The 12,465-nt window shown below is 44.8% G+C and carries 16 protein-coding genes; 5 read left to right on the top strand and 11 right to left on the bottom strand.

Annotated elements, in window-relative coordinates; genetic code table 11:
* Window positions 1–72: 72 nt before the first annotated feature.
* The 3 genes from EXU85_RS24850 to EXU85_RS24840 are packed head-to-tail and all read right to left on the bottom strand — an operon-like array spanning window position 73 to window position 988.
* On the bottom strand, window positions 73–468 hold the full coding sequence (locus EXU85_RS24850) for a DoxX family membrane protein (protein WP_371731946.1): 396 nt from the start codon (window positions 466–468) through the stop codon (window positions 73–75).
* Complete coding sequence (locus EXU85_RS24845) at window positions 446–703, bottom strand: hypothetical protein (RefSeq protein WP_142774673.1); 258 nt, start codon at window positions 701–703, stop codon at window positions 446–448. Before EXU85_RS24845 ends, EXU85_RS24850 begins: the two co-directional genes overlap by 23 nt.
* A 24-nt stretch (window positions 704–727) precedes the next feature.
* On the bottom strand, window positions 728–988 hold the full coding sequence (locus EXU85_RS24840; protein ID WP_142774672.1) for a hypothetical protein: 261 nt from the start codon (window positions 986–988) through the stop codon (window positions 728–730).
* A 99-nt stretch (window positions 989–1,087) separates the two neighbouring features.
* Here EXU85_RS24840 and EXU85_RS24835 point away from each other — a divergent pair, with 99 nt between their 5' ends.
* Window positions 1,088–1,885, top strand: a complete 798-nt coding sequence (locus EXU85_RS24835) for an alpha/beta fold hydrolase (RefSeq protein WP_142774671.1) — start codon at window positions 1,088–1,090, stop codon at window positions 1,883–1,885.
* A 28-nt stretch (window positions 1,886–1,913) separates the two neighbouring features.
* On the opposite strand, the gene EXU85_RS24830 is transcribed toward EXU85_RS24835, so the two are convergent.
* The 4 genes from EXU85_RS24830 to EXU85_RS24815 all read right to left on the bottom strand — a co-directional run bounded on the left by EXU85_RS24830 (window position 1,914) and on the right by EXU85_RS24815 (window position 4,795).
* A complete protein-coding gene (locus EXU85_RS24830; RefSeq protein ID WP_142774670.1) occupies window positions 1,914–2,453 on the bottom strand; it encodes a hypothetical protein in 540 nt (179 codons plus the stop codon).
* A 76-nt stretch (window positions 2,454–2,529) separates the two neighbouring features.
* Window positions 2,530–3,300: a hypothetical protein gene (locus EXU85_RS24825; protein ID WP_142774669.1), complete on the bottom strand. Its 771-nt coding sequence runs from the start codon at window positions 3,298–3,300 to the stop codon at window positions 2,530–2,532.
* A 55-nt stretch (window positions 3,301–3,355) separates the two neighbouring features.
* Window positions 3,356–3,856: a GbsR/MarR family transcriptional regulator gene (locus tag EXU85_RS24820; RefSeq protein WP_142774668.1), complete on the bottom strand. Its 501-nt coding sequence runs from the start codon at window positions 3,854–3,856 to the stop codon at window positions 3,356–3,358.
* A gap of 249 nt (window positions 3,857–4,105) precedes the next feature.
* Complete coding sequence (locus EXU85_RS24815; protein WP_142774667.1) at window positions 4,106–4,795, bottom strand: peptidoglycan DD-metalloendopeptidase family protein; 690 nt, start codon at window positions 4,793–4,795, stop codon at window positions 4,106–4,108.
* Between the two features lie 114 nt (window positions 4,796–4,909).
* Between EXU85_RS24815 and EXU85_RS24810 the strand changes: the two genes are divergently transcribed.
* On the top strand, window positions 4,910–5,878 hold the full coding sequence (locus EXU85_RS24810; RefSeq protein ID WP_142774666.1) for a kelch repeat-containing protein: 969 nt from the start codon (window positions 4,910–4,912) through the stop codon (window positions 5,876–5,878).
* Between the two features lie 102 nt (window positions 5,879–5,980).
* Entirely contained in the window at window positions 5,981–7,480 is a 1,500-nt protein-coding gene (locus EXU85_RS24805) for a peptide MFS transporter (protein WP_142774665.1), read from the top strand.
* 4 nt (window positions 7,481–7,484) lie between these two features.
* On the opposite strand, the gene EXU85_RS24800 is transcribed toward EXU85_RS24805, so the two are convergent.
* Together EXU85_RS24800 and EXU85_RS24795 are read right to left on the bottom strand one after the other, a co-directional pair.
* Entirely contained in the window at window positions 7,485–7,754 is a 270-nt protein-coding gene (locus EXU85_RS24800; RefSeq protein WP_142774664.1) for a MarR family transcriptional regulator, read from the bottom strand.
* Window positions 7,755–8,078: 324 nt separating this feature from the next.
* Window positions 8,079–8,564 (bottom strand): response regulator, encoded by a 486-nt coding sequence (locus EXU85_RS24795; RefSeq protein ID WP_142774663.1) that lies wholly within the window; start codon window positions 8,562–8,564, stop codon window positions 8,079–8,081.
* Window positions 8,565–9,344: 780 nt separating this feature from the next.
* Between EXU85_RS24795 and EXU85_RS24785 the strand changes: the two genes are divergently transcribed.
* Both EXU85_RS24785 and EXU85_RS24780 read left to right on the top strand, forming a co-directional pair.
* Entirely contained in the window at window positions 9,345–9,644 is a 300-nt protein-coding gene (locus tag EXU85_RS24785; protein WP_142774661.1) for a hypothetical protein, read from the top strand.
* A gap of 541 nt (window positions 9,645–10,185) precedes the next feature.
* Entirely contained in the window at window positions 10,186–10,461 is a 276-nt protein-coding gene (locus EXU85_RS24780) for a hypothetical protein (protein WP_142774660.1), read from the top strand.
* Window positions 10,462–11,117: 656 nt separating this feature from the next.
* Here EXU85_RS24780 and EXU85_RS24775 read toward each other — a convergent pair.
* Complete coding sequence (locus tag EXU85_RS24775; RefSeq protein WP_246859233.1) at window positions 11,118–12,050, bottom strand: YihY/virulence factor BrkB family protein; 933 nt, start codon at window positions 12,048–12,050, stop codon at window positions 11,118–11,120.
* A gap of 107 nt (window positions 12,051–12,157) precedes the next feature.
* Entirely contained in the window at window positions 12,158–12,391 is a 234-nt protein-coding gene (locus EXU85_RS24770; RefSeq protein WP_142774659.1) for a hypothetical protein, read from the bottom strand.
* Window positions 12,392–12,465: the final 74 nt, after the last annotated feature.

Here is a 12,465-nt window from a genome sequence, read left to right as displayed (position 1 = left end):
GATTATATGAATTGGTTTGCTTTTGTTGACCCAAGCGACCAACAAACCGTTGCAAAATCAATCATCAAATCGTTAGCGCCGACGCCCTGACTCATCTAACCCTCTCAATGCGAGATAAAAAGCAATCACATAAATTAATTGATTTCCGGCACCAGACCAGTCTTCTTTGAGCGTTGTGCCAAATAATAAGGCACCAATCGTTAAGCCGCCCAGCAAATAGCCCCACTTACTAAACTGACCACCCAGCAGAATGAGAATACCCACAGTCAATTCTACAAATGGCAAGGTATAGAGAAAGGCTTTAGTCAAAATAGGGGGGAGGATGGTACTGGCAAACCCGGCTCCCGTTTTGGCGACAAAGGCGTTCAGGTTAGGAATACGTACCAAACCGTGCATAAGCATGTTGATGCCCAGTCCAATACGTATCACAAGTTGCGCTAACTGGCTATTGGTCATCTTCAGTTTCATCAATGACCCCGTTCTCTACCTCTTCTTCTTCCAGCAAATCGTTGTTGACCCCATTTGCATCCACGTCAGAATCATTGACTTCTGCTTTTTCGGGTTCGGGGCCTGATGCGTGAACAGGGTTCATTTGCTGATCCAGCGCAACACTGGCATTCGCTTCTTCGCTTTGCGCCATCAGCTGGACAACGCCCTGATTGCCATCGTCGGCAGGATTATAATTTTCGTTGGTCGTGTTCATAGTAAGTTTAAAACTATGTATGGATTAGCTACCTGAGCGAGTCACATGGCCGCCTAGGGCATAATTATCATCCTGATGATGGTCGTGTTCACCCGTTGGGTCACCATCTTCGTCAAGTGGCTCATCGGCCAGTTCTTCCTCATCAGTAGTTTCTTCGTCTGTATCGTCGCCGTCTTCGATGGCCGCTCCACTCTGATTCTCAAAATTGTCGGGGTCAATACGGCCAATGCGGGAACCAATCAATTCGGCATCGGCGGGGGCTTCATGAGTCAATAGGGTTGTCATAGTCGTTGAGTGATTTGTTTATGAGGGAATAACTCATTAGAATAGCGAAAAGTTAGACTTGTCCAGTTGCCTGGCATCTTTAGATTGCTCACAAACGCTATGAAATCAGTTCTGTTTCTGCTCTGTCTGTCGACGGTTTTTGCTGTTCGCGCTCAATCCACTCGTGACCCGTTGTTTATATCGTTCGATGGGACGAAAATTCATTATGATATTATAGGAGAAGGCAAGCCGGTTGTGTTACTCCATGGCTTTATCTCGACCAGTGAAAGCTGGAAACGGGCACCTGTACGACAGTCGCTTGCCGATGCTGGATTCAAAGTCATAACCCTTGATTTACGCGGCAACGGCCTATCAGATAAGCCGCATGCTGCTGATGCCTACGATAATAATGCCGAGCTGAAAGATGTGATGGCCTTAGTGCAATACCTTGGCATAACCAGTTATGATGTGGTGGGTTATTCGCGGGGAGCCATTCTGGCAGCTAAACTACTGACCATGGACAAACTGGTGCGTCGGGCCGTGATGGGCGGCATTAGTGTCGATTTTTCGGATCCCAACTGGATTCGGCGCAAAAATTTCCACGAAGCCCTAACAAAACCCGGCAGCCATCCTGAGTTGCAACCAGCTGTAGATAATGCTAAAAAGGCTGGAGCCGATACGCTTGTGCTGGCCCGTCTACAGGAGTTTCAGCCTGTGACGAGTCGTGCCGATTTAGGGAAGATTAAGATTCCGGTGCTTGTTGTCAACGGGGATCAGGATAAGGACAATGGTGATCCGCAGACACTGGTAGATGCTATTCCGGGGTCCAGGCTGGTTATTGTACCGGGCAATCATGGTGGTGCCATGCGTACGCCTGAGTTTTCGAAAGCCGTCGTGGAGTTTTTGACGAAACCGTAGCTATAGATGTGTCAGTGTGATCTGGTTACTACTCCTTTAACAGGAAAAAGCCACTGGCACTGTTCGCAATCAAAGCGATTGCCGGATAAATCAGGAATATGGTAACGTTTCCTGGGATATTGACTTTGTTGCCCTGCATACCCGTTACAAACCAGTAGAGTACGACCCAGCCTAGGCCAGATGTTATAGTACACCCAATCCAGTTTAGTAAGAATTCTGGCCGTTCCGGTTTGATTATCAGGGGGATAAACAGTGCGATGACAAGCTGGCCTATATAATAAGCCGTTACTCCCTGTATGATGCCCCCTGACTGAGTGGATGTAATAAATGGTCCCCATTTCACCCAACAAATAAACGTGATCGGTAAGGTTACGAACCAGAAGCCGGGTCGCGCAACAGCTGGATGAACTTTGAAAATAAGATACTGGGCAACCGTTATCAGAATCGGGAAGAGAAGTACACCACCAACACCAGTCATCCAACTGAACATGTGCGCTAAAACCGGTAGGGCTGTCCACCGAAAATACAGGTTGTTGTGCCAAGTATAGGGGTCGAACGTATTTCGCATAGTTATAATCGGCTAGAAAAACGTTGCTTGAATTTGATTTTGCTACTTCCTACCTATGGATGTTTGCAACTCTGCTTTACGCTTGCAGAAGCAGTACGAAAACCAGCGTAGTAAACCAGATACTTAGCCACGGACTTAGGCCAAGCCGGTAGGTTCGAATAAAATGCTGACCAATCATTAGTGCGTAGCCAACCAGACCAAGGATCTGCCATCCTACAAGAGAACTGATGCTGATAATCAGTACTCCCAGGAAAAGGCTCATGCCCAGGTGACCTGTGTAATCCAGTACTGTTTCAGTGGTATTGGCCGATGGTTGTGTAAGCAAGTAAAGCTTAACAGCTGCTAATTGACCCACTGTTACTAGGAATAGAGCTGGTGGCCAGGCAGAGCTGTTTCCAGAAAACCAAAGGCTGGTTGTTAACCCAAAAATGAATAGGATGAAGGCAAGCCGCTGACCTGCATGAAAATCGGGTTGAAGGTCCAATAGTTGCCAGCGACCTGGTGGCGAGGTAATGATGATGCGTCGATTGTAGGAGATAAATGCATATATTTTTTGCAACATGAGTTTTAACCAATTGAGTGATAGTAGCTTCTGTAGTTGTTGATTCATCTGGCCAACTGCATAAATCCAAGTATCAACTCCATAGAGGGTTTCCCCACCGTCGAGGTCAATCATGGGTATTTCATGACGTGCCCGTTGCTTATCCAAACGATTAATCACTAATTCAGGCGGCAACTTACTACTACTGACTCGCGTTAGGCAGCCGCTCGTGTCGGCAGCCACCATACCCTTTGTATAGAGTCGACACATTGGGCAGCTTTCGTCATAAACGATTAATTTTTTCATTAGTTTGTACTGTTTAAAATTTCAGAAACTATTGAAAGATAATGGTAAAAAAATATCACCGGAATACGTTTATAAATTGACCTATCAGCCAATTTTCTTCGGCTTTGATCACGGCGTTAAGTGTGCTATCGGCAAAGCTCACTACACTACTTAACCCTTCCATCACTCGTTGAAACTCCTTTGCCTCAGGCGTGTCGGTTGAAATAGTTTTCAGTTCGTTTAATACCTCAACAACCGGCGTAATTTCCCGGCGACGACGTTCTTTGGCTACTTGCCGGGCCACTTTCCAGATGTCTTTCTCGGCTATGAAAAACTCCCGGCGCTCACCTGGTTTCAATTGTTTATAAATCAGGCCCCAATCCATCAGGTCGCGCAGGTTCATGCTGGCGTTGCCACGCGAAATCTGCAGCTGTTCCATCACATCTTCTGTAGCCAACGGTTGAGGGGCAATTAGCAGCAGCGCATGCAGTTGCGCCATCGACCGATTGATACCCCATTGGGTGGCTAGTGTACCCCAGGTATGAATAAATTTATCCTTGGCTTCGTTGAATTCCATGCTCAAAGATAAGCAATTGTTTTTATACTTTCAAAATATTTTGAAAGAAATGGTTGCGCAAGACACTCGTTGGCTACAAAGCTGTTTAGGATTATTTTTCTAACCTGTTTTACCCCTAAATCCCCTGAAGGGGACTTTGTTTGAACACGAGCAAAGTCCCCTTCAGGGGATTTAGGGGTAAAACTGACTGATAAAATTAAGTACTCATCCATTAAAAAGTAAAGCCTAAACAGCTTTGTAGCCAATGAATTAACCTAGTCCAGCAATGCCTAATAAATCATTTGGGTTGGGGCAAATACGGAGAAATTTTTCACGATCCGCTAGGGAGCATACACCCGGAAAATCCCCTTTTAGTCCGAGCATATCAGTCATGAGTTGAAAATGGAGGTGAGGAGGCCAGTCGCCGTTTTCGGGATAGGGCCCAATTTCGCCAATTTTCTGACCGGCATTAAATTCCATTCCTTCCTGCAACCCATCCAGCGATTGGCGGGTCAGATGCCCATACAGCGAGTAACGCGGCTGGAAAGCCGTTTGACCAAACGACTTTCCAGCCGCGTTGCCCGTATGTTCCAGAATAATTGTGGGGCCGTAGTCGCCGAAGTGAGCGTTGTCCTGAAAACTATGCACACGACCTGCCAGAAGGGCGAAAACGGGCGTTCCGGCTTCGGCCCAGAAGTCGATACCAAGGTGAATTTCACGCGGACCGTTGTACGGGGAGGTTTCGTCAGATGTATTAAAATGCTTACTCCGCCGGTAAATAACCCGGTGTTCGTTGTAGCCACCCATACCCACCCTGGCACCGGCTGCCCGAAGTTTACCGTATACATATGCACTGAAAAGGGCCGTATCCGTCAGGTCGAGTGTTTCGAGATCAGGGTTGGAAGCTGAGAAGTCAAGAATCAGGTAAGGGTCTTTTTTATAGTCGAAGGGGAGAAGCATTAGTCGTTCGAAGTAAACCTGGGAAACATTACCTTAAACTAAGTTAAGCATCGCTAATCACCATCTTTTTTATGCAGGAAAACGCGTTTTTGTTTAACTAAATCTCTTAATCCAATGAAAGTCAATTATATAGTCCTAAGCTTAAGCGTGGTTTTAATCTTCCTGCTCCAGCAGTGTACACAGCGTACAATAACGTTATCCCCCCTGTTGGGCAACTGGACGTTGAAGGCTGAATTGGAAGGGCCAGCCCGGGCTGCAGCCGTTTCCTTTACGATCGGGAATATGGCCTACCTTGGCACTGGGCTGGATGTTTCCAATAACGCGCTCAATGATTTTTGGAAATATGATCCTTCCCGAAATACCTGGACGCAGATAGCCAGTTTACCCGGAAAAGGACGTACTGAAGCTGTTGCTTTCGCTGTCGATTCAAAAGGCTATGTTGGGACTGGGGTAGATGCACAGAGTAATTTCTTCCGCGACTTCTACGAATACAACCCAACCGCAAATACCTGGATGCGTGTAGCTGATTTTGGGGGTAGTGCCCGGCGTTTGGCGGTTGCTTTTACTCTATATGATGCGGGGTTTGTTGGGCTAGGTTTCGATGGAAGTGAAAAAGCAGACCTCTGGAGATTTAATCCCTCTACGAATAGCTGGACACAGCGCAAGGATTTCGGAGATGGCACACGCGTTAGTGCGGCTACGTTTGTCATAAATAATCTCGCTTATGTTGGAGCGGGAAGCTCACTAAATAAGACCCATAACGATCTGTGGGTATATGATTCCGATCAAGATAGCTGGGCGCAACGTCGAAGTATTCCGGATGAAGTCTCTAATAGTTCATATAGTGTTGGTTTTGCCGTTAATGGTATTGGCTATCTGATAACCGGCACAATAGGTGCGGGCCTAAACCAGGTTTTAGCTTATAGACCAGAAATAGATTCATGGGTTCAAAAAGGATCTTTTGAAGGTGCAGCCCGGATAAAAGCGGTTGGTTTTGCGGTCGGATCGAAAGGCTATATAAGTACGGGTTCGACTGGTACTACACGGTTCGATGATTTGTGGGCGTTTGATCCGGGCTTCTGATACGTAGCCTTGCCGGATTCAGTTGCCAGCAGTATATTTACATCTATTTTTTTGTTACTTACGAATAGATTCTTCGGCAAACTGAACACTTAACCTAACTAAATGGAAGCCACTATTGAAAAGCCCATAGACAAGACTACCCTTTTCGGGCACCCGGCAGGTCTTTTCGTCCTGTTTTTTACCGAGATGTGGGAACGGTTCAGCTACTACGGCATGAGAGCCATTTTGTTGCTGTTCCTGATCGACAACGTTCGGGGTGGTTTGGGGTTGAATGAAACCGAGGGCGCGGCCATTTATGGAATCTATACGGCATCCGTTTATCTACTCTCACTGCCCGGCGGCTGGATTGCCGATACCATTCTGGGACAGCGTAAGTCCATCTGGTATGGCGGATTAATCATCATGCTCGGCCACATCATTCTGGCCATTCCATCCGGACCGGGGCTATTCTATGCGGGTCTATGCACGGTAGCTATGGGCACTGGGCTTCTCAAGCCGAACATCAGCAGCGTTGTGGGTGAACTATATCCTGAAGGGGGCGCTCGTAAAGATGCCGCTTTTTCTATTTTCTATATGGGGATCAACCTCGGTTCGCTGCTCGGTATTTTTACAGTTGGGTACCTGGGGCAGCGAGTTGGCTGGCATTATGGGTTTGGAGCTGCTGCCGTAGCGATGGCGCTGGGCCTTGTTACATTCCGACTGTTTGGGCAGCGGTTTCTGGGCGAACACGGCAACTACGTAGTACAACCCCCAACCGAGGCCTCATCGACCGGTAACCGCTCACTACTGGCATTCTTAGCGGTTATTATCGTGTTGTTAACGACACTCCAACTGACCGGTGTTTTAGACATGACCACTGCCCAAGGGCTGGCCCGCGCGATGGGTACCATCATTTCGCTGATCGCTGTGGGTTATTTTGTCTATATTCTGTTAGCGGGTGGGCTGGATACTGTCGAGAAAAAGCGGGTGGTCGTCTTGTTTGTTTTCTTTCTGGCCTCTGCCCTGTTCTGGGCGGGTAATGAACAGCAAGGCTCTTCACTGCAAATCTTTGCCGACCGGTATACCGACCTTAACCTATTTGGCTGGCAAATGCCATCGAGCTGGTTTCAGAACCTTAATCCGGCCTTTATCCTGACTTTCTCGCCCGTTCTTGCCATGTTGTGGGTTTTTCTGGCAAACCGGAAGATTAGCTATTCCGTGCCTGCCAAGTTTGCAACCAGCCTCATTTTGCTTGGTCTGGCCTACGTAATAATGGTAATTGCCTCTAAACTGGCGTTAGAAGGAACACGCATATCGCCTTTCTATCTGTCATCTACCTACCTGTTTTTTACACTTGGCGAGTTATTCCTGAGTCCGGTGGGCTTAAGTGCTTTTTCTAAATTGGCACCGAAACGATACACCAGCCAATTGATGGGTGTATGGTTCGTTGGCACATCACTGGGGAACCTGATTGCCGGGTTATTTGCAGGGGGCTTCGATGAAAAAAATGTGAGCCAGATGCCCAGCATGTTTCAAAGCGTCGCGTATTTCAGCTTAGGTTTTGGTTTTCTGCTATTGCTGTTGGCAAAACCGCTTAGGAAGTGGATGGGCGGGATTCAGTAAGAGTTTACGACTGGTTACTAGCCTGTTTAATAATCAGGGCCGGATTCGCCCGTTCATACTCTTCAATCGAATTCTCGCCCTCATCGGTTAGTTTGTAGAACGTAGTTTCGCTACCTTCTTTATTACTCGCTTGTATCAAACCAATCGTTAATAACCCACTGATATAATATGTAATCATCAGGTAATCAAAATTGGTTTCCTGTTCTAGTTGTCCATAGGTCACCCCTTTATAAGTGGCCTTGAGAATACTGTATTGGGCAAATGTAAGAGTCATGTTGAGGTAAGCGGTCAGTACAGGTATAAGCTTTCGTAGAGCTATAGCGAAATCCATGCCTTTTGTTAACTTCTGTGCATCGAAAAGGGCTTATATGTGAACTAACGAAGATAAGTGGCTAAAGTATTTCGGATCGTGTATTTTTTTAGGCAAAGGGAAAATGATGCCAAAAAAATACGGAAGCAGGCAGAAACTTTAAAAAGACAGTAGAATCATTGACTACAAAAGCCATTTACGAGTCGGGTTAGTGAATGCCCGGCGAGGTTTTATGATGCCTAATTGACTAGATGGACTTGGTCCTACTTGTGAGTGGAAGTATTGGTATTAACTGGCATTACTGTCTGGTAGCGTAACCGTTCGACCCCAGTACTCAAATATTGCCTGAAAATAGGCTGTCCACTCCTGTGGGAAGGTGGGTTTCGTGAAGTATGAAGAAGCTCCTGATTCATATGCCTGGCCAATATCATCCAGGTGATCGGAGCTACTCAAAATAACAATAGGTAACCGTCTAAGGGTTGAGATTGGCGTGAAGGTTTTGATAGCGTTGAGAAATGCGAATCCAGCTTCCCGTGTAGGCAGATATAAATCCAGCAGAACCAATCGAGGTAATGATAATTGCCTGGTTACACAATCCTGAAGATAGTCAGTAGCTTCCTGGGCAGTGGCTACCCGAGTTAGTCTCACTTCCGGTAAAATGGTTTGTAAGCCATGCTGAATTAATAACCAGTGGTCGGCATTATCTTCAATAACCAATAGACTACCCCCTTGAAAGTTATTTCTAACCAGTTTTGATGTTGAATCAGTATGCATAGTTTTCTTCTGGTCAGTTGAGTAATGAATGGTGATGAAATTTTCCCGTGCTGAGGATGAGGGATTACTTTATGATAAACTAAAAAACCGTAACTGATTAAGAGCAAAAAGTTGCTAACTTACTTTTATTGTAAACTTAAAATGCAGCTACAAACACCCAGTTTGTGGTAAACTCAGTGTTTGTAGTTGATCCGATGGCATTAAGCTTATTACTTGGATTGTACTTCTGGTGAAACTCCCAGAATTAAATCAAATGCACGTTTTATCATGATCGTGATTTGGCTCGGGTTTTCATCGCAAAAAAATTCCCCTGCCAGTGTAAAGACCTGACTTCCAGTAACTGACTTGGCAATTCGTACAATGTGATTGACATTGACTACGTATTCCTCTACTCCTCCGTATTGCGACGATCTCTTTAAATTGATAAATGGATTCATTGGCTTTAAGTGATGATTTATAGACTATGCAGATTGGTTCTTTTTGAGATTGATGTTTCGTTATGACAAGTTGTGGAACAAGATGGCCACTGCCTAACGAAAGACTGTTGTTGCCGATAATTAACTTAGAGATACCTACCGCAGCAGCCTCAGATTTTTGCACTTAACAGATAAAACAATAACTGCAAGCTACTAAATTCAGGCCATAGCTGACTATAGATTTACTAAATGCAGGGCAACTGTTTGATAAAGGGAGGCTGCTTCCTGGCTTACTCACAGAGTTTTACTGGAAAATTAAAAGATAATTACCACCACAGACCAATCTGGATAGTTATGTATATGTATGGATAGTGAACGAGAAAAAAGCGAACAGCGTATTGAGTTGAATCGTCAGCATCTTAAGGAATGGAATACCAATTTAGCTCTTGAAATAGAGGTTCGATTTGCATTGATAAAAAAACATGAACAGGAAAATATTCGCTTATATCTGGAGGAAATTAACTTTCATGAGCGAGCAACGTTAGCTATACGACAAGCACGGGAACTTGATGAACTAAAGCATCAGGATCGGGAAGGGCGGATAGTCACCCAGAAGCGACAGGCTCAGGAGAAAGTAGCCCTGGATCAGAAACTCAGTTACTAATCCAGCCCAAAAGTGTTACCTGCCTTCTGGCAATTGGTTTATATAAAAAATCCCCATCAGGTATGAAGGGGATTTTACTAATAGTGGCACTCCCAAATAGAGCGTCATTAGGAAGACAGCCTCGAAAATTATAGTTCAAAATCGCCGACTCCAGGGGAGTCAGCGATTAATGAACTATCCAACTACAAACCAAAGTATAGCTTGGCTTGTAAATTCTCAGGAAAAAAACCTCAATAATTGAGCCAAGGCGCATTAGTTAGGCCATATCAGTTAGCCTTTAGGTATACATCTATTATATAAAAAGGCTACTATTCTCAGAATCAGCATCCTTTCAGGAAAATTTTATTTGGTTGGGGAAAGCTGTTAGAATGGCAAAAGCCTAAATGAAAAATGGCTGAACTATTCATGATTCATAAGTTATCTGCAACGCATTGAGTTACTGCATACAACCAAGTCCTGTAACCATTTTCTTTCGACCTGTGGAAATTTATTTTCACTTGAGCTGTGTGCAACTAAGATGCTGGCTACCTACTTTCGCATTATGAATCTTAGTCATGAACACCAGGAATTAGTTGATTTTTTTTCGGACCGTGAGTTGCCCACCGGCCCCCAGCATATTAACGAATACAGTGTTATGCTCAACTTGGCAGGAGCTGTAGATACACGGCTTCAACAGCTTTATAGCGAGGTTGATGCTACCAGAAAGTCGGCGGCCCTTATGCTTAGCGAAGTGAGATCCTGGTTGCTTAAGCATGCTCAGTCGGATGGCTTAGCGCAAACATATAACCACACTATACGGGTAGAGGAGCATACGTAGCAATACGGTTGCCCAGGGAGGTACTTGCTAGAGTAAACAAAGTGAAGTGCCAACATTTCATTGCAACAGAACTTAACGGTTGATCTGTATACGATAGAAACTAACTCCTAGAAGTAAGAAAAGCATACTTTGCTACTACAAAAAGAAAATGGATACTGGCTACTTAGAACAGTAGCTGACAAAGCCATTTAACAGTCAGCCAAAATAAGTAGGCTGATATAGCAAACACTAGTGTCCAGGGGCCTGGTAGTGGGAAGTTTTTCTTGGTGGACATAGAGTTCCCAGAGAAGAATAAACGGTAGCAAAATAAATAAAAATTGTAAAAATTGCACTTACCGTTGAGTAAATAGAACTTATCAAGTTCAGGTTCTCTGCCAAACTAGCGTAATTTACAGAACTTACAATCTGAAGTTGACGCTTACTTGTTGAAATTCCTTATAAATATAGTCTCTATAATTTAAATATAGTCACAACGTACAGAATTAATTTCATTGCACTGTAAAAATAGAAAGTAATTGTTGTACGTATATGTATGAACGCTTAGGGCAAACTGGTTAAAAATACCTCTGTTCTGTACCAGCTGTTAGGTAGATAATATCATAAATGAGCACCCAATGCCCATCTGGTCATCGATAAGTAAATCGTAGAGAACCAACTTATACACCCGGGTTTGATGGGTCCACTTCCGTAATCGTGTAGGCTATGGCCCGGCTGTTAGGCTTGGCTGCCAGATGAATCCATTCACTATACTGACGGGTGAAAGCTGCCCCATAGTAGAAAATTAGTGAGGCATAGAAAACAAACAGCAACAGTAAAATGATCGCTCCCGATCTGCCATATAAAGGACCTACCTGGCTATTAATCAGTAGGTTGTTTAGTATGGCTTCCCCTACTTTAAAAAGAATACTAGTGAACAAGGCACCTGTCCAGACAGCTCGCCAGGAGATTTTAACATCGGGTAAAAACTTAAACAGAATACCAAACCAAATCATGCGGATGAGGATAGAGACCAATATATGCCCAAGATTGGCTATATCCTGATAATGGGTAAGTGAAGAAAGAGACCACTTCGTACTAAGCTGAACTAACAATTGCTCCAAGGCTAACGAGAGGCTGAATAAGAAACCTGAGCCTAGTATAATAGCTAAAGCAACTGACTTGTCGATCAGAATAAGAAGGAGATTACGCCCAGATTTCTTTTTGATATTCCAAAGTTGATTGAGGGAGCTTTTAATAATGGCAAATAAGGTGGTGGAGGCTACCAGCACTAATACAGAGCTGAGCACCGTTAATGGGAAACTAGGTTTAGCCAGTTGAAGACGGTGCGAAATCGCTTCCAGTTGATTCGCACTTTTAGGCCCAAACAAGTCGGCTAATTCATCAAATAGCTGGCCACTAATACGCTGGTAGTGATCATTAAAGAGCTGACTAAGGACCCTACTGAGTATAATTACAATAGGTGGTAAAGCAAAAAAGGAAAAAAAAGCAGTTGCACCAGCCATCCTAATGGGATCATTAGCCTGCAAATTCGTAAACGCTTGTTTTAAGAGCAGAAAAAAGGGCGCTACTTTCTTCACCGGATAAGCCATTTAAGGTAATCAGGTAACTACCGGTTTAGCCATAGGGTTTTATACTATCTACTTTGACCGGCTATATGTTGTTCGCAAGGCTTAATGGGAAGAGTTGAAGAGACAGATTATTCAGGCTGGCCAACGGTTGTCCGCCAGTTGGTGTTGCGTAGCTGATAGAGCTCAAGCTGGAGTCGGGTGACTTGATTCCGACAGTAAGCTAATTGGTCGGTTGGGGCATGGGCATCCTGCAAATGGTCCAGCAGATGGAGCCACTCATTGAGGTGGTGCTCAGTGATAGTGATGAAGTCGGGGTCAGGTATGTGTTGGGGCAGGAGAATGTCCGTCCGTTTCGTTTTCATGTCCGTTGAGCGAGTTTGTTTGTTATTTGTCTATAACGCAAACGGGTGAATTTGTTCACTCAAAACAGGCAACT

It is taken from the genome of Spirosoma sp. KCTC 42546 (genome assembly GCF_006965485.1).
Classification (GTDB): Bacteria; Bacteroidota; Bacteroidia; order Cytophagales; family Spirosomataceae; genus Spirosoma.
This window is presented reverse-complemented; position numbering and strand designations above follow the sequence as displayed.